General features: G+C 64.4%; 18 protein-coding genes and 1 pseudogene. 12 read left to right on the plus strand and 7 right to left on the minus strand.

The annotated features are described in order from the left end of the window. Positions 1-83: 83 nt before the first annotated feature. Positions 84-998 (minus strand): peptidylprolyl isomerase, encoded by a 915-nt coding sequence (locus tag ABIA40_RS28565; RefSeq protein WP_036042584.1) that lies wholly within the window; start codon positions 996-998, stop codon positions 84-86. A gap of 352 nt (positions 999-1,350) precedes the next feature. Between ABIA40_RS28565 and secA the strand changes: the two genes are divergently transcribed. Then, a complete protein-coding gene (secA, locus tag ABIA40_RS28570) occupies positions 1,351-4,191 on the plus strand; it encodes a preprotein translocase subunit SecA (protein WP_157285758.1) in 2,841 nt (946 codons plus the stop codon). Positions 4,192-4,667: 476 nt separating this feature from the next. Continuing rightward, the gene (locus tag ABIA40_RS28575; protein ID WP_157285757.1) at positions 4,668-5,072 is read left to right on the plus strand and encodes a DUF6006 family protein; all 405 of its coding nucleotides are present in this window, start codon (positions 4,668-4,670) and stop codon (positions 5,070-5,072) included. An 86-nt stretch (positions 5,073-5,158) separates the two neighbouring features. Here the strand turns inward: ABIA40_RS28575 and ABIA40_RS28580 are convergent, their stop codons facing one another. Then, the gene (locus ABIA40_RS28580) at positions 5,159-5,602 is read right to left on the minus strand and encodes a MarR family winged helix-turn-helix transcriptional regulator (RefSeq protein ID WP_128265510.1); all 444 of its coding nucleotides are present in this window, start codon (positions 5,600-5,602) and stop codon (positions 5,159-5,161) included. 179 nt (positions 5,603-5,781) lie between these two features. On the opposite strand from ABIA40_RS28580, the gene ABIA40_RS28585 reads away from it, so the two are divergent. The 7 genes from ABIA40_RS28585 (at position 5,782) to ABIA40_RS28615 (ending at position 13,346) form a co-directional block, all read left to right on the plus strand. Next, positions 5,782-6,966 (plus strand): substrate-binding domain-containing protein, encoded by a 1,185-nt coding sequence (locus ABIA40_RS28585; RefSeq protein WP_404544536.1) that lies wholly within the window; start codon positions 5,782-5,784, stop codon positions 6,964-6,966. Between the two features lie 162 nt (positions 6,967-7,128). Further along, the gene (locus ABIA40_RS28590) at positions 7,129-8,643 is read left to right on the plus strand and encodes an amidase (RefSeq protein WP_271539721.1); all 1,515 of its coding nucleotides are present in this window, start codon (positions 7,129-7,131) and stop codon (positions 8,641-8,643) included. A 36-nt stretch (positions 8,644-8,679) separates the two neighbouring features. Further along, entirely contained in the window at positions 8,680-9,537 is an 858-nt protein-coding gene (locus ABIA40_RS28595; RefSeq protein WP_025032673.1) for a branched-chain amino acid ABC transporter permease, read from the plus strand. A 4-nt stretch (positions 9,538-9,541) separates the two neighbouring features. Continuing rightward, on the plus strand, positions 9,542-10,759 hold the full coding sequence (locus tag ABIA40_RS28600) for a substrate-binding protein (protein ID WP_157285754.1): 1,218 nt from the start codon (positions 9,542-9,544) through the stop codon (positions 10,757-10,759). A 74-nt stretch (positions 10,760-10,833) separates the two neighbouring features. After that, on the plus strand, positions 10,834-11,937 hold the full coding sequence (locus ABIA40_RS28605) for a branched-chain amino acid ABC transporter permease (RefSeq protein WP_404544539.1): 1,104 nt from the start codon (positions 10,834-10,836) through the stop codon (positions 11,935-11,937). Next, positions 11,927-12,658, plus strand: coding sequence for an ABC transporter ATP-binding protein (locus ABIA40_RS28610; RefSeq protein WP_275498131.1), 732 nt, complete (start codon positions 11,927-11,929; stop codon positions 12,656-12,658). Before ABIA40_RS28605 ends, ABIA40_RS28610 begins: the two co-directional genes overlap by 11 nt. Further along, positions 12,651-13,346 carry an ABC transporter ATP-binding protein gene (locus tag ABIA40_RS28615; RefSeq protein ID WP_271539725.1) on the plus strand — a complete coding sequence of 232 codons (696 nt, stop codon included), beginning with the start codon at positions 12,651-12,653 and terminating at the stop codon, positions 13,344-13,346. Before ABIA40_RS28610 ends, ABIA40_RS28615 begins: the two co-directional genes overlap by 8 nt. A gap of 679 nt (positions 13,347-14,025) precedes the next feature. Here ABIA40_RS28615 and ABIA40_RS28620 read toward each other — a convergent pair. The 4 genes and pseudogenes from ABIA40_RS28620 to ABIA40_RS28635 form a co-directional block, all read right to left on the minus strand. Beyond that, a pseudogene (locus ABIA40_RS28620) lies at positions 14,026-15,610 on the minus strand (L,D-transpeptidase family protein). Between the two features lie 442 nt (positions 15,611-16,052). Next, positions 16,053-17,015 (minus strand): acetyl-CoA carboxylase carboxyltransferase subunit alpha, encoded by a 963-nt coding sequence (locus tag ABIA40_RS28625; protein WP_404544541.1) that lies wholly within the window; start codon positions 17,013-17,015, stop codon positions 16,053-16,055. A gap of 312 nt (positions 17,016-17,327) precedes the next feature. Continuing rightward, positions 17,328-18,284, minus strand: coding sequence for a site-specific tyrosine recombinase XerD (gene xerD / locus ABIA40_RS28630; RefSeq protein WP_404544543.1), 957 nt, complete (start codon positions 18,282-18,284; stop codon positions 17,328-17,330). A 17-nt stretch (positions 18,285-18,301) separates the two neighbouring features. After that, a complete protein-coding gene (locus ABIA40_RS28635; protein WP_036026218.1) occupies positions 18,302-18,448 on the minus strand; it encodes a hypothetical protein in 147 nt (48 codons plus the stop codon). Positions 18,449-18,622: 174 nt separating this feature from the next. Here ABIA40_RS28635 and ABIA40_RS28640 point away from each other — a divergent pair, with 174 nt between their 5' ends. The 3 genes from ABIA40_RS28640 (at position 18,623) to ABIA40_RS28650 (ending at position 21,808) form a co-directional block, all read left to right on the plus strand. Continuing rightward, positions 18,623-19,249 carry a shikimate kinase gene (locus ABIA40_RS28640; protein WP_271539729.1) on the plus strand — a complete coding sequence of 209 codons (627 nt, stop codon included), beginning with the start codon at positions 18,623-18,625 and terminating at the stop codon, positions 19,247-19,249. Continuing rightward, complete coding sequence (gene aroB, locus ABIA40_RS28645; RefSeq protein ID WP_271539730.1) at positions 19,246-20,388, plus strand: 3-dehydroquinate synthase; 1,143 nt, start codon at positions 19,246-19,248, stop codon at positions 20,386-20,388. Before ABIA40_RS28640 ends, aroB begins: the two co-directional genes overlap by 4 nt. A gap of 67 nt (positions 20,389-20,455) precedes the next feature. Next, positions 20,456-21,808: a hemolysin family protein gene (locus ABIA40_RS28650; protein WP_271539731.1), complete on the plus strand. Its 1,353-nt coding sequence runs from the start codon at positions 20,456-20,458 to the stop codon at positions 21,806-21,808. Positions 21,809-21,849: 41 nt separating this feature from the next. Here ABIA40_RS28650 and ABIA40_RS28655 read toward each other — a convergent pair whose 3' ends face one another. After that, entirely contained in the window at positions 21,850-22,128 is a 279-nt protein-coding gene (locus ABIA40_RS28655) for a BolA family transcriptional regulator (RefSeq protein ID WP_193760624.1), read from the minus strand. Positions 22,129-22,130 lie beyond the last annotated feature (2 nt).

Below are 22,130 nucleotides of genomic sequence, written 5' to 3' on the forward strand. Positions count from 1 at the left end.
GGTCTGGACATGCAGATGGCCGGGGGAGCCCCGGCCATTGCGACGTTAGATACTCTTGGCGTCCGCGAAGTGACAGCGAATTCTTACTTCTTCGCCGGCGGCGCCATCTTGCTGTCGGACGGCTTCGCATCGGACTTGGCGTCCTTCGACGCATCGGCCGCCGGCTGGTCCAGCCGCTCGACCTTGGCTTCGGTGCGCAGCTTGGCGACATACTCGGCCTGGGCCTTGCGGGTCACGTACTGCTCGATCTGGGCCTTGACCTGCTCGAAATCGGGCGCCTTGCGGTTGCGCTTTTCCTCGACCTTGATGATGTGCCAGCCGAATTGCGACTTCACGGGATCGGAGATCTTGCCGGGCTCCAACGAGAAGGCCACGGCCGAGAATTCCGGCACCATCTGCTCCTTGGTGAAGAAGCCGAGGTCGCCGCCATCGGCGGAGCCGGGGTCCTTAGACTTCTTCTTGGCGAGCTCGGCGAAATCTGCCCCCTTCTCGAGCTCGGCCTTCACCGCCTTGGCCTCGTCCTCGGTCTCGACCAGAATGTGGCGGGCGCGCACCTCCTGCTCGCCGGTGATCTGCTTGGCGGCCTCCTCATAGACCTTCTTCATGGCGTCCGGCGTGGTGGCGGCCTTGCCCTCGTTGGCGAGCAGGCTGTCCATCAGTAGCCGGTTGCGGGCGAAAGCCAGGCGCTTCTTGAACTCCTCGCTATCGGCGATTTTCCTGTCTTCGGCAGCCTTGCTGACGATCTTCATGTCGATGAGGAACGACAGGACGTTCTCGTCCTTGGTCGCCGGGTCCATCTGGGCAAGGCTCGGACCGAGTTCCTCCTCGGCCATGGTGACGTCGCTCTTCTTGATTTCCGCGCCATTGACCTTCGCCAGCACCGGATCATCGGCGGCCCGGAGCGGGCCCGCAAACGCCAGGGACAGCGCCAGAGCGAGGCTGCCAGCCAGGGCGGACGCGGAGCGGAAGCGCTGGGTTGCCGGGAACGAGGTGGTCATGGAAAATCCTTATGTTGAAGCAGGGGGCTGCTCGAGCGGGGCGGACACTCGCCCAATCAGGGGGGCTTGGCAACGCGAAAAGTCTGTCAAAATGATGAATTAGCCGCACTGCGCCCGCCGTTGACAAGGCCCCGACCGGGCCATATCTCTGCGCGGTCGCGACCATGGCGATGGCGTTTATTTTGCTGCGTTTTTGGCCGTTGAACCCAGACTTGCCCAATTCCCACCCATATGGCGGATGTCCCCCGCAGTCCGGGCTCCGACGCCGCGAAGCGTCACGGTGAGTTGATAGGCGGGCGGGCGACAACTTCTTAGGCCCAACGCGGTTGAATCGCGAACACAGGAACCAGGCATGATCGGCGCGCTCGCCCGCAAGTTTTTCGGCTCCGCCAACGACCGGCGGGTGAAGGGATATCAGTCCCGCGTCAACGCGATCAATGCGCTGGAGCCTGAGCTCGCCAAGCTCTCCGACGAGGCGCTCAAGGCCCGCACCGCGGAATTCAAGCAGCAGCTCGCGAACGGCAAGACGCTGGACGATCTCCTCGTCCCGGCCTTCGCCACCGTGCGCGAGGCCGCCAAGCGCACGCTCGGCCAGCGCCATTTCGACGTCCAGCTGATCGGCGGCATGGTGCTGCACGAGGGCGACATCGCCGAGATGAAGACCGGCGAAGGCAAGACGCTGGTCGCGACGCTTGCGGTGTATCTGAACGCGCTCGCCGGCAAAGGCGTCCACGTCGTCACGGTCAACGACTACCTCGCCCGCCGCGACTCCGGCTGGATGGGCCAGATCTACAGCTTCCTCGGCATGACCACCGGCGTGATCGTGCACGGCCTCGACGATGCCGAGCGCAAGGCGGCCTATGCCTGCGACATCACGTACGGCACCAACAACGAATACGGCTTCGACTATCTCCGCGACAATATGAAGTACCGGCTCGAGGACATGGTCCAGCGGCCGCACTTCTTCGCCATCGTCGACGAGGTCGACTCCATCCTGATCGACGAAGCGCGCACGCCGCTGATCATCTCCGGCCCGCTCGACGACCGCTCCGACTTCTACAACACCATCGACGGGTTCCTGCCCAAGCTCGACAAGACCGACTACGAGGTCGACGAGAAGCAGCGCACGGTGACGCTGACCGAAGGCGGCATGGAGAAGATCGAGACGCTGCTGCGCGATGCCGGCCAGCTCAAGGGCGAGTCGCTCTACGACGTCGAGAACGTCTCCGTCGTGCACCACATCAACCAGGCCCTGCGCGCTCACACGCTGTTCACGCGCGACAAGGACTACATCGTCCGCGACGGCGAAGTCGTCATCATCGACGAGTTCACCGGCCGCATGATGCCGGGCCGCCGCTATTCGGAAGGCCTGCATCAGGCGCTGGAAGCCAAGGAGCACGTCCAGGTCCAGCCCGAGAACCAGACGCTGGCCTCGATCACCTTCCAGAACTACTTCCGCATGTACGAGAAGCTGGCGGGCATGACCGGCACCGCCGCGACCGAAGCGGACGAATTGTTCGACATCTACAAGCTCGAGGTCGTGGAGATCCCGACCAATCTGTCGATCGCGCGCCTCGACGAGGACGACGAGGTCTATCGGACCCAGAAGGAAAAATATCAGGCCATCCTCGCCGAGATCGAGCGCGCCAATGCGCGCCTGCAGCCGGTGCTGGTCGGTACCGCCTCGATCGAGAAGTCGGAAGTGCTCGCCGAATTCCTCAAGAAGAACGGCTACAAGCAGATCGATTTCGGCAAGGAGGGCGCGCTCGACAAGCTCTATGCCGCCGCCCGCGCCGGCAAGCCGGCGAAGCTGTTCGCGGTGCTGAACGCGCGCTTCCACGAGCAGGAAGCTTACATCGTCGCCGAAGCCGGCGTGCCCGGCGCGATCACGATTGCCACCAACATGGCCGGCCGGGGCACCGACATCAAGCTCGGCGGCTCCCTGGAGATGCGCATCCAGCAGGAGACTGCTGCTATCACCGACGAGGCCGAGAAGGCCAAGAAGATCGAGCAGATCAAGGCCGATATCGAGCACTTCCGCGACATCGTGCTTAAGGCCGAAGAGACCGTCGAAGTCGAGCCGGCGAAGGGTTCGAAGCCTGCCAAGACCGTGAAGAAGCCGGGCGGCCTCTACATCATCGGCTCCGAGCGCCACGAATCCCGCCGCATCGACAACCAGCTGCGCGGCCGTTCCGGTCGTCAGGGCGATCCCGGCCGCTCGAAGTTCTTCCTGTCGCTGGAAGACGACCTGATGCGCATCTTCGGGTCGGACCGTCTCGACAGCATGCTGCAGCGTCTCGGCCTGCAAGAGGGCGAGGCCATCATCCATCCCTGGATCAACAAGGCGCTGGAGAAGGCGCAGCAGAAGGTCGAGGCGCGCAACTTCGACATCCGCAAGAACCTGCTCAAGTTCGACAACGTCCAGAACGACCAGCGCAAGGTGATCTTCGACCAGCGCGTCGAGCTGATGAAGGACGAGAGCGTCGCCGAGACCGTCGCCGACATGCGCCACGCCTTCATCGACGACCTCGTCGCCAAGCACGTGCCCGAGCATGCCTATGCCGAGCAGTGGGACGTCGCCGGGCTCAAGGACGAATTGAAGCGCGTGCTCGATCTCGACCTGCCGGTCGACGAATGGGCCAAGGAAGAGGGCATCGCCGACGAGGAGCTGCTGACGCGCATCGAGACCAAGGCCGACGAGCACATGGCGGCCAAGGTCGCGCAATGGGGTCCCGACGTGATGCGTTACGTCGAGAAGACCATCCTCTTGCAGACGCTCGACCATCTCTGGCGCGAGCACCTGATCATGCTCGACCATCTGCGCCAGGTCATCGGTCTGCGCGGCTACGGCCAGCGCGATCCCCTGCAGGAGTACAAGACCGAAGCCTTCAATCTCTTCCAGGAGATGAGCGCTCACCTGCGCGAGGCCGTCACGGCGCAGCTGATGCGCGTCGAGATCGTTCCGCCGGAGCAGGAAGCCCCGGTGCTGCCGCCGATGGAAGCGCACAAGTTCGATCCGAACACCGGCGAGGACGAGATGGCCCTCGCCAGCGTCACCCTGGGCGCCCAGGCCACGGATGCGTCGATGCGCGATCCGAAGAACCCGACCAGCTGGGGCAAGGTCGGCCGCAACGAGGACTGTCCGTGCGGCTCCGGCAAGAAGTACAAGCACTGCCACGGGCGGTATGCTTGATCGATGATCTCAAAACCCAGCGAACTCGCGGTGTTGTCTTTGCCCACGAGTTCGCCGGGCGTCGAATGCTTCCGATCCATATGATGCCTGCTGGTCTTCCGTTGCATCACGAATGGTAGGCGCACGCCATTGAGGATGGCTGGCGCACAATTGTCACACGGTCCGGTCTCCGTCACGCGCGGCTGACCACGCTTCAGCCATCTGGCAACCCGCCTCAGCGCCTGTTCCTGTGATCACTCCGGAGTGCTGCTACTTCTGCAGATGGCCGGCGGCCACTCGCTCGCGCCGCTGCGTCGCTGAAGAACTCTTCGCCCGGAGAGCCAATGGTCAAATCGCGGCATCGTGTCTCGGCGAACGCCCTCGGGTAGACGATCCAATATTTTACCACTGCTCATTGTGATCTGGATCACCGCTACAGAGCTCAATCCGTGGTTTGATTGGATCACGAGACGCGGCCTGAAAATTGGAGCCAGACAATGCCCAAACGCGCGCTGCCAACCGCCTTTTGTGTCCTTGCCCTGAGTCTTTACGCCTGCGGGTCCGCCCCTGCGAGCCAAGTGGGCGGATGGTGGGGCGGAACATGGTCGTGCAACATCGACGGCCGCCCGGCGCGGATGAAATGGGCGGCCGTCGATGACAGTCAGACAACCTGCAACGGCAACACTTGCACCAGCACTTCGGGAGCACGCTGGTCAGGCCGCTTCTCAGATAATGGCTCGCGATGGGTGAAGTTGACAAATCCACGCACTGGAACCCAGGGCGGCGTGTACTTCTACCATGCCGACGGCAACAGATGGTATCTAGCCAAGCCGGTCAGCAACAAGGCCGTGGGCTGGACGACATGGAATGGCCAACGCTATCGCCTCTCGTGCTGGCGATGATGCGCGAGTGCTTTCCTCTGGCCATGCATTGAAACGGCAGATGTGTGTGTGCGCTTCGCAAGGCGCCACGCTCCACTTCACGAGGTCTAATTCGAGCTGTCGATCAAGCTCTCCAGCAGCCGCTTGAGCTCGCTCGTCGACTTGTCGCCGTAGCTCTCCAGGATGTGCTCCTCCTGGTCGACCGCGAGCGAGTTGAGCTTCTTGCACAGCACCTTGCCGCGGTCGGAGATGAACATCAGCACCTTGCGACGGTCGTTCGGGTCCTGCACGCGGTAGACCAGCGTGTCGGAGACCATGCGGTCGATCATCTTCGTGAGCGTCGGATGGTTGAGCAGCACGGCGTCCGCGAGCTCGCCCATCGAATGGCCGTTGCCGTCCGACAGCACTTTCAGGATGCGCCATTGCTCGACCGGCACGCCCTCCTTGCTCAACCTCAGTTCGAGCTGCCGGTTGATTTCCCGGTTGGCTTGCGCCAGCAGGTAAGCGAGGTGTTCGGTGATCGGGGAATTTTGTTTCGGCGGTTTTGCCACGGCTGAGACTTCGCCTTGACCCAAATGAGTGAATGTCTTGCAATCGATGCTGCATCTATATGCACTTCAATTCTTGAATATTCAATATTTTCAAAATAGGATCATTGCCCAACAAAAGGGCGGAAGCCGCGGCCGCCTGCTCAATGTGCTTTCAGGTCTGGTCTCAGACAGGAGTTGGCGTGCGCGCGACGGTGAACTTCCCGGCTCACGGCGGCTCGGCGTTGCCGCCGTCCCTGCTGTTCAGGAATTTGTCGTCATCGGCGGCGGATTTCGACCTGTCTCCGGTCGATGCGCATTTCATGAGGCGGCGCGGCGCGCGCAGCAAGCTGCGCATCGGGAATTTCCTCACCTTCACCGGCTCGCCAGGGATCTGGGGCCCGACCTCCACCAACAGCGCGATGCTGGCTGTTGCCGAGATCAACAAGCGCGGCGGCATTCTGGGCCGCGAGCTCGAACTGTCGATCTACGATTCCGGCGGACCGATCGAGGAGGTGGTCCGCCGCGCCGAGCAGGCGATCGCCTTCGACGAGGTCGACCTCATCATGGGCTCGCATATCAGCGCGGTCCGGGTCGCGCTGCGCAAGGTCACCGGCAACCGCATTCCCTACATCTATACGCCTGTCTATGAAGGCGGCGAGCGCACGCCGGGCGTGATGGCGATCGGCGAGACGCCGCGCTGGCAGAGCCGGCCGTCGATTCACTGGCTGGCGGAGGTCAAGAAGGCGGCGCGCTGGTACCTGATCGGCAGCGATTACGTCTGGCCCTGGCAGTCGCATCGCGCGGTCAAGCGCTACATCAAGGAAGCCGGCGGCCAGGTCGTCGGCGAGGAGTTCGTACCCGTAGGCGAGGACAATCACGAACCGCATCTGGCCCGCATCCGCGCCGCCCGGCCCGATGTGGTGCTGATCTCGCTGATCGGCACCGATAGCATCACTTTCAACCGCGCCTTCGCCGAAGCGGGCCTCGCCACGTCCACGCTGCGGCTTGCAGGTGCGATGGACGAGACCGTGCTGCTCGGCATCGGCGCCGACAACACCGAGAATCTGTTCTGCGCCTCCGGCTATTTCAACGGTCTGGTCTCGCGCGCCAATGACGAGTTCCTCAGTGCCTATTACTCCATGTTCGGTGCCAACGCGCCGCCGGTCGGTTCCGTCGGTCAGTCGAACTATGAGGGGCTGCGCTTCCTGGAATCCGTCGCCAACCGCGCCGGATCATTGGCCTTTCGTCCGCTGCTGAAGGCCGCGCGCAACACCGTCTACTCGGCGGGCCGCGGTCCCGTGACGCTTCGCGACGGCCGCGCCGAGATGCCGATGTACCTCGCTGAAGCCGACGGCCTCGACTTCAAGATTATCAAGACGCTCTGAGACGGCTCCGATACGCCGCAACCGCCTTGCGAAATAATACTTGAAAAGGAAAATATTTCCGTCTCTAGTAACACCGTGAAGCCGGCTGGCCCGCGCCCGGAAAGGCGCGAGCGAGAGGCTTTCAACAGTGCCAGGGATCAAGAAGCCTTCAAGGAGAGCGCCGTGACAGTTGCCCTTCCCACGCCAGCCCAACTTCGCAGTATCGCCGAGCAATGCGGCCTTTCGCTCACCGATGACGACGTCGCCTCGTTCCGCAGTCTCATGCAGGGCTCGATCGAAGCCTACAATCTCGTTGCCGCGATGCCGGACGAATTGCCCGAAGTGAAATATCCGCGCACGCCGGGCTACCGGCCCTCGGCGGAGGAGAACCCGCGCAATGCCTGGTATCGCAAGTCGACCGTGAAGGGCGCCGCCAGCGGCAAGCTCAAGGGCAAGACCGTCGCGCTGAAGGACAACATCATGCTGGCCGGCGTGCCCATGACCAACGGCTCGTCGACGTTGGAAGGCTATGTGCCCGATTTCGACGCCACCATCGTCACGCGCATGCTGGATGCCGGCGCCGAGATCAAGGGCAAGGTGCATTGCGAGCATTTCTGCCTGTCCGGCGGCAGCCACACCGGCTCTTACGGGCCGGTGCATAATCCGCACAAGATGGGCTACTCGGCCGGCGGCTCGTCGTCGGGATCGGGCGTCGTGGTCGCGCTCGGCGAGGTCGACATGGCCATTGGCGGCGACCAGGGCGGCTCGATCCGCATGCCGTCGTCGTTCTGCGGCATCTACGGCATGAAGCCGACCTGGGGCCTCGTCCCCTACACCGGCATCATGCCGATCGAGATCTACGTCGACCACACCGGCCCGATGACGGCAACGGTTGAAGACAATGCGCTGCTGCTCGAGGTGCTCGCCGGGGACGACGGCTACGATCCCAGGATCAAGGCCCCGAAAGTGGAGGAATACACCAAGGCGCTCGGCCAGGGCGTCAAAGGCATGAAGATCGGCATTCTCAAGGAGGGCTTCGAGCAGCCGACCGCCGAGTCCGCGGTGAATGAAAGCGTGCGCGAGGCCGCCAAGCGCTTCAAGGATCTCGGCGCCAGCGTCGAGACCGTCTCGATCCCGATGCACCTCATGGGCGGGGCGATCTGGACGCCGATCGGCACCGAAGGCCTGACCCAGACCATGATGTTCGGCGACGGCTACGGCCTGTCCCGCGGCGATCTCTATTCGACTTCCCTGATGGATTTCCACCGCGGCTGGCGCAGGCAGGCCGACTCGCTGTCCGAGACCACCAAACTGTTCATGATGCTCGGCACCTACATCAACAACAATTTCGGCCCGCGCTTCTACGGGAAGGCGCTCAACATCTCGCGCCGGCTGACCGCGGCCTACGACAAGGCCTTCAAGGACTACGACCTGCTCCTGCTGCCGACGACGCCGATGAAGGCGACCAAGCTGCCGGAGCCCAATGCCAGCCGCGAGGACTACGTCGCTCGCGCGCTCGAGATGATCTCCAACACCGCGCCGTTCGACATCACGCACCATCCCGCGATGTCGCTGCCCTGCGGCATGGTCGACGGCCTGCCGGTCGGGCTGATGCTGGTCGGCCGCATGTTTGAGGAATCCACCATCTACCGCGCCGCCCATGCCTTCGAGCAGATCGGCGACTGGAAGAAGATGTGAGGAAACCTTCGCTTCAACTCGGCGGAAACGCAACGCATGGCTAACGCGTTCGTCGCGGCGTTCGAGATCCTGAGCTTCGGCGCGATCATCGTCCTGATCGTGCTGGGGCTCGGGATCATCGCCAGCATGATGGGCATCTTCAACTTCGCGCAGGGCGAGTTCGTCCTGCTCGGCGCCTACATCACCTATCTCGCTTATGCCAAGGGCCTGCCGATCTGGGCGGGCATGGTTGCAGCGCCCTTCGTGGTCGGTGCGCTCGGCTTCGTGCTGGAGGCGCTGATCATCCGGCGATTCTACGCCGCGCCGATCGTTGCCATGCTCGGCACCTATGCGCTCGGCCTGATCATCCGCGAGGCCGTTCGCGGGCTGATCGGCGGCTTCTACCTCACCGTGCCGGAGCCGATCGGCGGCTCGATCGACATCGGCGCCATGCATATCTCGGCCTGGCGCTTCACCATCATCGTCATCACGCTGCTGGTGATGGGCCTCTGCTATCTCTTGCTGTCGCGGACCAGCTTCGGCCTGCGCGTGCGGGCGACGCTGGAGAACCCGTCGCTGGCGCGTGCGTCGGGCATTTCGACGCCGCTGATCTACGGCGCGACGTTCGCCTTCGGTGCGGCGCTCGCGGGCCTTGCTGGCGCGCTGATCGTGCCGGTGTTCAGCCTGTTTGCCGATCTCGGCCTGCGCTTCCTGATCCAGGGTTTTGTCGCGGTCATGGTCGGCGGGGTCGGCTCCTTCATCGGCCCGGTCGCGGGCGCCGGCGTCATCGGCACGCTGAGCGCGGCGCTGCCCTGGGTAATGGCACCCGTCGTCGCCGACGTCCTCGTCTTCGTGCTGGCCATCGTCTTCATCAAATTCCGTCCGCAAGGTCTCATCGCTGGAAAAGGGGTTTAATCACATGCTCGATCGTACTCAGCTCACACGACGTCGCTTCCTGTCCAATTTCGCCTTTGCATCCGGCGCGGTCGCAACCGGCGTCGGCAGCTGGGTGATCCCGGCGCCCTGGGCCAATGCGGCCGAGGCGCCGATCAAGGTCGGCATCGCCACCGATCTCACCGGCCCGATCGCCTATGCCGGCAACGCCGATGCCAACGTTGCGAAAATGGTGATCAAGGAGATCAACGGAGCCGGCGGCCTGCTCGGCCGTCCGCTCGAGCTCTATATCGAGGACACCGCCTCGAACGAATCCGTCGCCGTCGGCAACGTCCGCAAGTTGATCCAGCGCGACAAGGTCGACATGGTGCTCGGCGGCATCACCTCATCGATGCGCAACGCGATCAAGGATCCGATCGTGGCGCGCGGCAAGACCCTCTACATCTATCCGCAGCTCTACGAGGGCAAGGAGTGCACGCCGTACCTGTTCTGCACCGGCCCGACGCCGGCGCAGCAATGCGACGAGTTCATCCCCTGGCTGATCAAGAACGGCGGCAAGAAGTTCGCGCTGCCGAGCGCCAACTATGTCTGGCCGCACACGCTGAACGTCTACGCCCGCAAGGTGATCGAATCCAATGGCGGCGAGGTCGTGTTCGAGGAATATTACCCGCTCGACCAGGTCGACTTCTCCGCAACCGTCAACCGCATCATCTCCAACAAGGTCGATGTCGTCTTCAACACCGTCATTCCGCCCGGCGTCGGCCCGTTCTTCAAGCAGCTCTATGAAGCGGGCTTCCTCAAGAACGGCGGGCGGCTGGCCTGCGTCTACTACGACGAGAACACGCTCAACATCAACCAGGCCGCAGAGATTGAAGGGCTCGCTAGCTGCCTCGACTATTTCAAGGTGCTGACCAAGGAGAACCCGTTCGACGCCAAGATCCAGGCGGCCTACGAGAAGGATTTCCCCGGCAACTTCCTGTTCGCCGCCGGCAGCGCTGCCACCGGCACCTATCGCGGCCTCAAGCTGTGGGAGGCCGCGGTCAAGGAAGCCGGCAAGATCGACCGCGAGTCCGTGGCCGCCGCGCTCGACCATGCCAAGATCGCCGAAGGTCCGGGCGGACCCGCCGAGATGGTGCCGGGCAAGCGGCACTGCAAGATGAAGATGTACACCGCCGTCGCCAAGGCCGGGAATTATGAGATCGTCGGGCGCAGCAACGGTCTCGTCGATCCCAAGGAATGCTGATTTTCACCTCTCCCGGAGGGAGAGGTGAACCCTGCCGTGACTACGCAGCTGACTCTCACGATGTTGAACTCGGAATGCTGAAGCCGATGAGTGTGGTAAGAGAGGCCATCGTCGCCGACGTGGACGACGAAGCGGACGGTGCGATGGCTGAGGGCGCAGCGGCGAAACGGGCCAATGACCGGGCCAAGCCAGGACGAAAAATCCTGCCCATCATCGAGGGCCTCGTGCTCCTCGCGGCGCTACTCGCGCCGCTGGTGCTGCAGGACTATCTCACGGTGTTCGCGACGCGCGTGATCATCCTGGCGCTGTTCGCGCTGTCGTTCGACCTGGTCTGGGGCTATGCCGGCATCATGAGCTTCGGCCAGGCGCTGTTCTTCGGCTCGGCCGGCTACGGAGTCGCCCTGCTCGCGCGGGATCTGAACGTCACCAACATCTTCCTGGTGCTGCCCGCGGGAACGCTGATCGGCCTCACCTTCGCGCTGCTGCTCGGCGGTTTCCTGCTGCTGGGACGGCATCCCTCCAGCGTGATCTTCGTCTCGCTCGGCACGCTGACCGGCTCCTACGCCGCCGATCGGCTCGCGCGCGGCTGGTACTATCTCGGCGGCCAGAACGGCATCCCCTCGATCGCGCCGATGTCGCTCGGCGGTTACGATTTCACGGAAGGACCGGCGTTCTATTATCTCGTGCTCGGCATCCTCGTCGTGGTCTACCTGCTCTGCCGCTTCCTGGTGCGCTCGCAATTCGGCCTTGCGCTCGCAGGCCTGCGCGAGAACGAGCAGCGCATCGCCTTCTTCGGCTACAAGGCGCAGCATCTCAAGGCCATCATCTTCACCATTGGCGGCGCCGTCGCAGGCCTCGCCGGCAGCCTCTATGCCTTCCACGAAGGCTTCGTCTGGCCCAACATGGTCGGCGTCGTGGTCTCCACCCAGGTCGTGCTCTATGTCTTGTTCGGCGGCTCCGGCACGCTGATCGGTGCCGTCATCGGCGCCGTCATCGTCGAGGGCGTCAGCTTCTGGCTCTCGGACAATTACCGCGAGATCTGGCCGATCATCCTCGGCCTGCTGCTCCTGCTCGTGATCCTGTTCCGGCCGCTCGGCCTGATCAGTTTTGTCCTTGGCGAGCGCGAACGCGTCGGCAGCTTCGGCGCCAGGCAAAAGGAGACGCGCAATGCTCCTTGAAGCGGCCGGCATCAAGAAGGTCTTCGGCAAGCTCACCGCGCTCGACGGCGCAGCCCTCACCGTCGGCGAGAACGAGTTTCACGGCCTGATCGGCCCGAACGGCTCGGGCAAGAGCACGCTGATGAAGTGCATCGCCGGCGCCGAGGTGCCGACGCAAGGCAAGGTCTCCTTCGTCAACACCGACATCACCGCGTTCACGCCGACCGAGCGTGCGCGCGCCGGCATGAGCCTGAAATTCCAGATCACATCCGTGCTGCCGTCGCTGACGCTCTACGACAACATCCTGCTCGCGCTGCAGGCGCAGTCCTCGCTGTTCGACCTCGTGTTCTCGCGCACGCGCAGGTTCTTGCACGACCAGGTCATGACCATGCTGAGGCAGTTCCGCCTCGCCGACCGCGCCTTCGATGCCGCCGCTGCGCTGTCGCACGGCCAGCAGCAATGGCTGGAGATCGCGATGGCACTCGCCGGCAAGCCGAAGCTCCTATTGCTCGACGAGCCCACCGGCGGCATGAGCCTGGAAGAGCGCCGCGTCACCGGCGAGCTGCTGCAGCCGATCAAAAAACATTGCTCGCTGGTCATCGTCGAGCACGACCTCGATTTCATCCGTGACATCTGCGATCGCCTCACCGTGCTCGACCAGGGCAAGGTGCTGGCGTCTGGCACGGTGTCGGAGATCCAGGCCAACACATCCGTCCAGGAGATTTATCTGCGCCGTGCCTGAATTTTTGGACATCAAGCATCTCGACGCCGGCTATGGCCGCAGCCAGGTCCTGTTCGACGTCAGCCTCGGCATTCCCTGGCGCGGCGGCGTCGCCGTGCTCGGCCGCAACGGCGCTGGCAAGACCACGCTGATGAAGACCATCGTCGGCGAGCTGCCGGCGTGGAAGGGCGAGGTCGCCTTCGACGGCCGCGACATCAGCCGCCGCGCCACCCAGGAGCGCGTCCGCGCCGGCATCGGCTACGTGCCGCAGGAGCATTCGGTGTTCGCGCGCCTGTCGGTGCGCGACAATCTCGCCGTCGGCTCGCTGGCTAAGAAGGATTGCTCCGCAATTGACCGCGTGCTGACCATCTTCCCAAAGCTCGGCCAGCGCCTCGACCAGCCCGCCGGCACGCTCTCCGGCGGCGAGCGCAAGATGCTCGCGATCGGCCGCGCCATGCTCGGAGATCCCAAGCTGCTGCTGCTGGACGAGCCGACCGAAGGCGTCTGGATCGGCGTCATCGAGGAGATCACCGAGCGCCTGATCGACCTCGCAAAGAGCATCGCCGTCATCATCGTCGAGCAGCACCTCGATTTGGCGTTGCGCGTCGCCGACTACGCCTACGTGCTCGACCGCGGCCGCGTCGCGCTGCAGGGGCAGGCCAGCGAGGTGCGGGGCAATCCGGAGCTGATGCGATATCTGGCGCCGTAGGGATGGGCGTGAAGCGTGGCGCTCGCACGCCGATCTCAGCTGTCGCGCGTCGAATCCTCGATTCAACTGTCAAACAACCGAACGTGACATCGCGATCCCGCAGCGCTCCAGCGTCCGGGTTTTGCTTCGCTTCTGGCGCCCATCGGAATCGGAAGGGCGCAGGGAAGGCCGGGTACCGGCTGGCACCCACGAGCCCCTGTGCAATGATGCGTAAGTAAACGCTCACAGGGGAGACACAGGTGCAGCCCGATAACCGGCCTTCCCTGCGCAGTGGTTTGACGGCTTATGTCGCGCTCTCCCCGGGGAGCGATGCACTATTGCCCCCGTCGCCTCGCGAGATCACTGATACGCGCCCTCCGGTTGGACAACGCGCACCACCACGAGACTTGACGTACAGACCCCGGACGTCAGGACCACACGATTTTGCCGTACGCGACCCTGCTTCGCCTCTCGGCTTCGCAGGGCATGGCAGCGCCTGTCGTACCGCGCCCGCTGACCGCTCACGGGAACTACCCGCCCTGCGACCGCACCTGGCGCCAACGCAGCCCGCGTCCACCGCAACCCACCCCACGAACCGTGACGATCGCGACCCGCCCCTTCCGGAGGGATGAGATGGCGGGTGGATAGGGTGTTTCGGGTGTTCGGGTAAAGCGAATTATTGCTATCCGAAGGGACCTGCCTACTTCACCGCCGAGAAACGGCTGTCGAACGAGTTCGACTGCACCACCGGCGCGGCGCCTGATATCATCGGGGTGCTATCGCCCGCACCGTCGCTCACCGACGGCTTCAGCGCCGGACGCGTCGCGGCGAGGCGGGTGTCGGGCTTCGGCGGCTCGGCCGGCTTGGCGGCTGCGACGGCCGGCTTCGGCGTATCCTTCGCCGCCTCCTTCACTGAATCCTTGGACTTGTCATGCCCCGGCACGAAGCGGGTCACGGCAGCCTTCAGTCGCGAGGCGGCCGTGGCCGGCGTCGTGGACGTCTGGGCGGCCGGGGCCACGGACGCGGTGGCTTGCGGCGCAGGCGTCGCGGTCGCGGTGGTGTCGGCGGTGCCGAGCCCCATCTTGCGGCCGAGATTGGAGAAGAAGCCGCCGCTTTCAGATTTCGCAGCGGGCGCCGCCGCGGCAACGCGGGTGCTCGCGGCAGGCGCGCTGACGGCGACCACGGGCTCTTCCCGCGGCGCCGGCGCACTTGCCACCGCATCGAGGTTCGGCTTGGGCGGGTTGACGTGGCCGGGGATCGTGCCCGGTGCCTTCGCCATGGCCAGCATCTGCAGCGTGGTGCCTTCGGCACTCTCGGACAGGCCGGTCGAGCCTTCCGGAATTTTGGCGGCGAACACCTTGTGCATGCCGCCGTCGATGCCGGTGTTCATCCGCGCCACCGGGCGTGCCCTTGGCGACGAGCCTTGCATATTCCGTCTCGTCCTTGGCCTGCTTCTCGCGCACGGCGCTGGCGATCTCTTCGGGGATCACATAGGCCGGACATTTGGCCGAGGCGTCGAACACCAGATCGCGCTTGGCGTCCGGCGGCTTGGCGGCGTCGAACACGTATCTCTTCTCGCAGAAATCGACCTTCGGCTCCTGCCGCGTCACCTCGAAATGATCATAGCCTTCCTTGATCATCTTCCAGAACGGCATGTTCGGATTGTTCCGGTGCCTGGCCATGTTCACCGGCGTCATCTTGAACGGATAGGCCTGCAACTGGAACGCCTTCTGGCCGCCGAAGAAGGATTCGCGGCCGAGCGAATAGATCTCCGCGATCTGCTCGTCCGTCATCGCGTAGCAGCCGCGCGACGAACAGTCGCCGTGCACCATCAGCTGCGAGCCGGTGCGGCCCAGCGCCTTGTCGAACGCGTTCGGATAGCCGGTGTTGAACGAGAGGTAATAGGACGATTGCGGATTCATCTGGCTCGGATTGATCGAGTAGAATCCCTCCGGCGCCTGGCGGTCGCCTTCGCGCACCTTGGGGCCGAGATCGCCCGACCAGCGGCAGATCGGATAGGTCTTGAGCAGCGCGAACTGGCCCGAACGGGTCTGCTTCCAGACCTCGAGCTCGGCCTCCTGCTTGAACAGGCGGACCAGGATCGGCGATTGCAAATCCATGTCCTTCTCGGCCATCGCGGCGATCAGCTTCGGCGGCACCGGCTGATTGGCCTTGGCGTTGGTCGCGAGCGAGACCTGATCAGTGTTGCAGCCAGCAAGCAGACCGCCGGCCGTCATCAGCGCAACCGAGACCAAGAGCGCGCGAGCAAGCGAACGAGAAATCAAGATGGACCCCACACCGTGCCAGGCATTGAAGCGCGAACCCCAACTTTTCGGAACGCAATCCGACCGGAAACCGACCCGCCGAGACGGGCCCGGTCAGACCCCGCTCCAGCGCTTATGCCCTGAAGCCATTGATTAAAATTCTAACCTCTGGGTCATGTGGTCGCAACCCGAGTGGGGATCACGAGGGCGTTGGCCCAGCGGCATGGTCAACGAAGACTAAATGGACGCGACTTGGGACGGAACTTGGGCTTTCGGCCGATGGGGACTCAGATCGCCGATTTGGGCAAAAAAAGGGTTAATGCGGGGTTACCGGGGGCTGCTCGAAAGGTCTGGTAGGGTGGGCAAAGGCGCGCGAAGCGCCGTGCCCCCGAGCCGTTCGTACAGCCGGGATTGGTGGGCACGCTTCGCTTTGCCCACCCTACGAGAGCGGAATCGAGGCGAATCAGCCCAGTTTGCGGCCGATATCGAGGAATTTCTGCCGCCGCTGCTTGCGGATGGCATCCCCATCAAAGTTCCGGAGCTCGTCGAAGGCCTTGGCGATGGCCTCGCCGGTGGTCGCGATCATGGCGGCGGGGTCGCGATGGGCGCCGCCGACCGGCTCCTTCAGGATGGCGTCGATCACGCCGAAGCGGAGCATGTCCTGGGCGGTGATCTTCATGTTGTTGGCGGCTTCCTGCGCCTTGGTGCCGTCGCGCCAGAGGATCGAGGACGCCGCCTCCGGCGAGATCACGCTGTAGATCGCATGCTCGAGCATCAAGACCTTGTTGGCCGTGGTGATGGCGATGGCGCCGCCCGACATGCCCTCGCCGGTGATGATCGCGACGTTGGGCACGGTCAGCGCCAGGCACGCATCGGTCGAACGCGCGATCGCCTCGGCTTGTCCCCGCTCCTCGGCGCCGATGCCCGGATAGGCGCCGGCGGAATCGGCGAGCGACAGCACCGGCAGGCCGAACCGCTCGGCCATCTCCATCAGCCGCACGCATTTGCGATACCCTTCCGGCCGCGCCATGCCGAAATTGTGCCGGATCCGGCTCTCGGTGGAATCGCCCTTTTCCTGGCCCATCACGCAGATCGCCTCACCGCGGAAACGGCCGAAGCCGGCGACCAGCGCCTCGTCCTCGCCGAACTTGCGATCGCCGGCGAGCGGGGTGAATTCGGTGATCAGGCCCTTGATGAAGTCGTTGAAATGCGGCCGCTGTGGATGCCGCGCCACCAGCGTCTTCTGCCACGGCGTCAGGTTCGCATAGAGGTCGGCCAGCGCCTGCGCCGCCTTGTCCTCGATCCGCCCGACCTCGTCGCTGATGTCGGTGCCGGTGGCGGCGAGCGCGCGCAATTCGTCGACCTTGGAGTCGAGCTCGGCGACGGGCTTTTCGAAGTCGAGATAGCTGCGCATCTGGTCTTGCATCAACTCAATATAGGGGGACGGGGCTCGAGAAGCGAAGCGAGTTGGGGTTGCGGAAAGAAGTGTAGCGTCTTCAATGATTTGGCCTGTGTGCTGGTGCAGCCGGCCAAATCAGCCGTGAGGCCCCGGCTCTTTCCGCGGAGATGTGGCCGAAGTCAAGGCGGTTTCCTCGTCGTTCTGGCTAAGCTCTCGTGTCCCGGACGCGCTGCAGCGCCTCTATGGCGCTGCTGCGCAGAGCCGGGACCCATTCGGCATGGGCCCCGGCTCTGCGTCGCATCGTTTCACGCTGCGCCGCGTCCGGGGCACGAGACCTGTTTACTTCTCTGCCAGCGGGTGCAGGTCTCGCACCAGGCTCTTCAGCCGCTCCTCGACCACATGGGTATAGATCTGGGTCGTCGAGATGTCGGTGTGACCGAGCAGGGTCTGCACAATGCGCAGGTCCGCGCCGTTGTGCAGCAGATGGCTGGCAAAGGCGTGGCGCAGCACGTGCGGGGAGACCAGGCGGGCCTGCAAGCCGGACGCAACCGCGAGCTCCTTGAGGTCGCGGGCGAAATGCTGGCGCGTCAGATGTCCGCTCTCGCCGAACGAGGGGAACAGCCATTTCGACGCGGGCACGCTATTCTTCCCGTCGGCCTTTGCCGCTTCCGTGGCGGCGAGATAGTCCGCCATCGCCTGCCGCGAGGCGTCGTTGAGCGGCACCAGCCGTTCCTTGTTGCCCTTGCCGCGCACCACGATCATGCGGGCGTCGCGCTTGGCCGCCGAGCGCGGCAGCGCCACCAGCTCGGAGACGCGCAGGCCCGTGGCGTAGAGCACCTCGAGCAGGCAATAGAGCCGCAAGGCACGCAGCCGTTTCGACGGCGAGGCATCTCCCGCCTCGCTCAGCTCCTTGGCGCGGCGGAGCATGCGGTCGACGTCGGCGATCGACAGCACTTTCGGCAGGCCGCGGCCGCGCTTCGGGCCTGACAGGATCGCGGCGGGATCGTCCCCGCGGATGCGCTCGTTCAGCAGGAAACGGTAGAGGTGCCGCATCGCGGACAGCCGGCGGGCCACACTGGTGGATTTGAAGCCGCGGGTGTCGAGATCGGCGAGATAGTCGCGCAGCGTCTGGGTCTCGGCATCCACGAATGTATGACCGACCCGGCCCAGAAATTCCGAGAAATCGCTGAGGTCGCGGCGGTAGGCATCGAGCGTGTTGGGGCCGGCGCCCTGTTCCGCGGCGAGCATGTCGAGGAACAGGCCGATGAGCTTGGCGTCTGAGGGTTTGGCGGGCATGCCCGGGAGGCTAGCTCCTATTTCTTGAGAAACTTGTCCGGCGGGATCGTCACCGTCATTTCCCGCGGCTTCGGGTTGACGAAGTTCGCCAGCGCGAAGACCACGCCATAGACGATGCCGCCGATCACGGCGACGACCGTCAGGAAGCGGAACAGGCTCGGCATCGTTCTGGGGTCTCGGGTCGGGGCGCGGCAGCCAAATTAACCAATGAAATCATCCAACATGTTCGCCGTTTCGTGGCAAGAGTCCTCTGGCGAGGGCCCCCATGGGGTCGTATAGGTGGCCAAAGCCATGCCGCATCTGGCGGCAGTTCGAGCGAGATCCAGTCGAGCGAGACGATGTCCGACGCCGCGTTGCCGCTTCCTGCTTCGCCCGAGGCCGACATCCTGTCGGCGCTCGGGGCGCGCTCGATCGTGCTCGTCGGCATGATGGGGGTGGGCAAATCCACCATCGGCCGGCGCCTCGCGGCCCGGCTCAAGCTGCCCTTCATCGATGCCGACACCGAAATCGAGATGGCCCACGCCGGCATGACCATCCCGGAGATCTTTGCGACCCATGGCGAGCCCTATTTCCGCGACGGCGAGGCCCGTGTGATCGCGCGGCTGCTCGAGGGCGGGCCGATCGTGCTGGCGACCGGTGGCGGCGCTTTCATGCGCGAGGAGACGCGCGCGCGCATCGCGGCGAAGGCCATCTCGATCTGGCTGAGGGCGGACCATGACGTCATCATGCGCCGCGTGCGGCGCCGTGCCGACCGTCCGCTGCTTCAGACCGTCGATCCCGAAGGAACCGTGACGCGCCTTCTCGCCCAGCGCGAGCCGATCTATGCCAATGCCGACCTCACCATTGCCTCGCGCGACGTGCCGCACGACAGAATCGTCGAGGAATGCATCGAGGCGCTGCACACCCGTCTCTGCGGCGGACAGCCAGCCCAACCGCCTGCCGACATTGCGAGTGCGTCAAGATGACTGCGCCGTTGAAACATTCCGATCCCATCAAGGTCGACGTCGCACTCGGTGACCGCGCCTATGACATCGTCGTCGGCCGCGGCGTGCTGGGCTCGCTCGGCGAGCGTGTCGCCGCTCTGCGTCCCGGCGTCCGCACGGCCATCGTGACCGACCGCACCGTCGCGAAATACTGGCTCGAGCCCACTGAGGCGTCGCTCGCAGCCAGCGGTATTCCGACCTCGCGCATCGTCGTCGAGGAAGGCGAGATCTCGAAAACCTATGCCGGGCTCGAAAAGGTCAGCGAGGCCCTGATCGCAGCGAAGATCGAGCGCAACGATCTCGTCATCGCGCTCGGCGGCGGCGTGGTCGGCGATCTCGCCGGTTTTGCCGCGGCGATCCTGCGCCGCGGCGTCGATTTCGTGCAGGTGCCGACTTCGCTGCTGGCGCAGGTCGACTCGTCCGTCGGCGGCAAGACCGGCATCAACTCGCCGCAGGGCAAGAATTTGCTCGGGGCCTTCCACCAGCCGGTGCTCGTCATCGCCGACACCGCCGTGCTCGACACGCTGTCGCCGCGCCAGTTCCGGGCCGGCTATGCCGAGGTCGCCAAATACGGCGTGCTGGGCGACGCGGCCTTCTTCAGCTGGCTGGAGAAGAACCATGCCGACATCGTCAAGGGCGGATCGGCCCGCGAGCATGCGATCGCGACCTCCTGCCGGGCCAAGGCCGCAATCGTCGCGCGCGACGAGCGCGAGACCGGCGAGCGCGCGCTGCTCAATCTCGGTCACACCTTCGGCCACGCGCTGGAGGCTGTGACCGGCTTCTCCGACCGCCTGTTCCACGGCGAGGGCGTCGCCATCGGCATGACGCTGGCGGCGCAGTTCTCCGCGAAGCTCGGCATGATCGGCGAGCGTGAGGCGGCGCGCATCGAGCGCCACCTGATCGAGGCAGGCCTGCCGACACGCCTGCAGGACATCGCCGGCTTTGCGCAGGAAGGGCTAGCCGATGCCGACGCGCTGATGGCCCTGATGGCACAGGACAAGAAAGTCAAGCGCGGCAAGCTCACCTTCATCCTGCTGGAGGCCGTGGGCCGCGCGGTGATCGCAAAGGACGTCGAGCCGGCGCCGGTGCGCGACTTCCTGAAAGAGAAGCTCGCGCAGTGATGACGGGACCGTTCAGATCGGCCGCCCGCGAAACGGCGGGGAATGCCGGGGCGGTCGCGAGGCAAACATGAGTTCGATCTCGATCAATCTGCTGCTTGCGGCCCTCCTGCTCGCCGCCAACGCGTTTTACGTGGCGGCGGAATTTGCGCTGGTGAAGAGCCGCGGCTTCCGCGTCAAGGCCATGGTCGAGCAGAACCGCTTCGGCGCGCGCCTGCTGCAGACGATGATGGTAAACATCGAATCCTATCTCGCCTGCTGCCAGCTCGGCATCACCATGGCCTCGCTCGGTCTTGGCTGGATCGGTGAGCCGACCGTGTCTGCGCTGCTGAGCCCCGTCCTCAGCCCGCTCGGAATGTCGGAGGCCACGCTGCACTTCACCTCGTTCGTGGCGGGTTTCCTGGTCTTCTCTTCGCTGCACATCGTCATCGGCGAGCAGGTGCCGAAGACGCTTGCAATCCGGGAGCCGATGCCGGTGTCGCAGTGGATTGCGTATCCGCTGCATTTTTCCTACCTCGTGTTCTATCCGCTGAGCTGGTGTCTCAACACGGCGTCGGGCGCGATCCTGCGCCTGATGGGGGTGCAGGAGTTCTCGCAACACGAAATCCTGACGGATTCGGAGATCGAGGGCCTGGTTGAGGAATCGGCCGTGCACGGCAAGATCGAGAGCGGCGAGGCCGAGTACATTCACAACGTCTTCCGTCTCGGCGAGCTGACGGTGTCTGACGTGATGGTCCACCGCACGGCTATGGTGATGATCAACGCCGACCTGCCGCCGGAGGAGCTGGTGCGGGAGGTGCTGGCCACCGAATACACCCGCATTCCGCTGTGGCGGGACAAGTCGGAGAACATCATCGGCATTCTGCACGCCAAGGATCTGTTGCGTGCAATCCGCGCATCGGAGGGCGACACGTCGCGCATCGACGTCACCACCATCATGCTGCCGCCCTGGTTCGTGCCGGAGATGCGGCCGATATCCCAGCAGCTCAAGGCGTTCCGCCGCCGCAAGACCCATTTCGCACTCGTCGTCGACGAGTATGGTGAGGTCGAAGGCCTCGTGACGCTGGAAGACATTCTGGAGGAGATCGTCGGCGACATCTCCGACGAGCATGACGTGGTGGTGGCCGGCGTGCGCCGTCAGCCGGACGGCTCCGTCGTGGTCGACGGGTCGGTGCCGATCCGCGATCTCAACCGCGCCATGGACTGGCATCTTCCCGATGAAGAGGCAACCACGGTCGCCGGCCTCGTCATTCACGAGGCGCGCTCGATCCCCGACCGCGGCCAGAGCTTCACGTTCCACGGTTTCCGCTTCCGCGTCCTCCGCCGCGAGCGCAACCGCATCACCGCGCTCCGTATTTCACCGGTGACGCGCGAGGCCGAGCTGGAAGAGGCAAAGCCGAGACGGGCCGGGACGTCGTTCTAATTTTTCCCTTACCCTCCCCTGGAGGGGGAGGGTCAGAGAATTCAACCTTCCCCCGGCGCCTGCGCATTGATCGCCAGCGCGTGCACGCTGCCGGCAAGTTCCGCGGCGAGCGCTGAATTTATCATGCGATGACGGTCGACCCGGCTCTTCCCTTTGAAGGCGGCAGACACGATATACACACGGAAGTGCGTCTCGCCGCCTGCTCGGTGGCCGGCGTGGCCCTCATGCAAATGTGACTCGTCGACGACCTGCAGGCTTTCGGGCGTGAAAGCTTCCTGCAACTTGTTGCTGATAGTGTCTTTCATAGCCATGTGTGCCATTA

Source organism: Bradyrhizobium sp. USDA 223, from assembly GCF_044909005.1.
GTDB lineage: Bacteria > Pseudomonadota > Alphaproteobacteria > Rhizobiales > Xanthobacteraceae > Bradyrhizobium > Bradyrhizobium yuanmingense.

Bases quoted from the DNA above. Each gene is read 5' to 3' on its own strand.
- ABIA40_RS28565 (WP_036042584.1), bottom strand. From the start codon at position 998: ATGACCACCTCGTTCCCGGCAACCCAGCGCTTCCGCTCCGCGTCCGCC.
- secA (WP_157285758.1), top strand. From the start codon at position 1,351: ATGATCGGCGCGCTCGCCCGCAAGTTTTTCGGCTCCGCCAACGACCGG.
- ABIA40_RS28575 (WP_157285757.1), top strand. From the start codon at position 4,668: ATGCCCAAACGCGCGCTGCCAACCGCCTTTTGTGTCCTTGCCCTGAGT.
- ABIA40_RS28595 (WP_025032673.1), top strand. From the start codon at position 8,680: ATGGCTAACGCGTTCGTCGCGGCGTTCGAGATCCTGAGCTTCGGCGCG.
- ABIA40_RS28600 (WP_157285754.1), top strand. From the start codon at position 9,542: ATGCTCGATCGTACTCAGCTCACACGACGTCGCTTCCTGTCCAATTTC.
- ABIA40_RS28605 (WP_404544539.1), top strand. From the start codon at position 10,834: ATGCTGAAGCCGATGAGTGTGGTAAGAGAGGCCATCGTCGCCGACGTG.
- ABIA40_RS28610 (WP_275498131.1), top strand. From the start codon at position 11,927: ATGCTCCTTGAAGCGGCCGGCATCAAGAAGGTCTTCGGCAAGCTCACC.
- ABIA40_RS28625 (WP_404544541.1), bottom strand. From the start codon at position 17,015: ATGCAAGACCAGATGCGCAGCTATCTCGACTTCGAAAAGCCCGTCGCC.
- xerD (WP_404544543.1), bottom strand. From the start codon at position 18,284: ATGCCCGCCAAACCCTCAGACGCCAAGCTCATCGGCCTGTTCCTCGAC.
- ABIA40_RS28635 (WP_036026218.1), bottom strand. From the start codon at position 18,448: ATGCCGAGCCTGTTCCGCTTCCTGACGGTCGTCGCCGTGATCGGCGGC.
- ABIA40_RS28640 (WP_271539729.1), top strand. From the start codon at position 18,623: ATGTCCGACGCCGCGTTGCCGCTTCCTGCTTCGCCCGAGGCCGACATC.
- aroB (WP_271539730.1), top strand. From the start codon at position 19,246: ATGACTGCGCCGTTGAAACATTCCGATCCCATCAAGGTCGACGTCGCA.
- ABIA40_RS28650 (WP_271539731.1), top strand. From the start codon at position 20,456: ATGAGTTCGATCTCGATCAATCTGCTGCTTGCGGCCCTCCTGCTCGCC.
- ABIA40_RS28655 (WP_193760624.1), bottom strand. From the start codon at position 22,128: ATGGCACACATGGCTATGAAAGACACTATCAGCAACAAGTTGCAGGAA.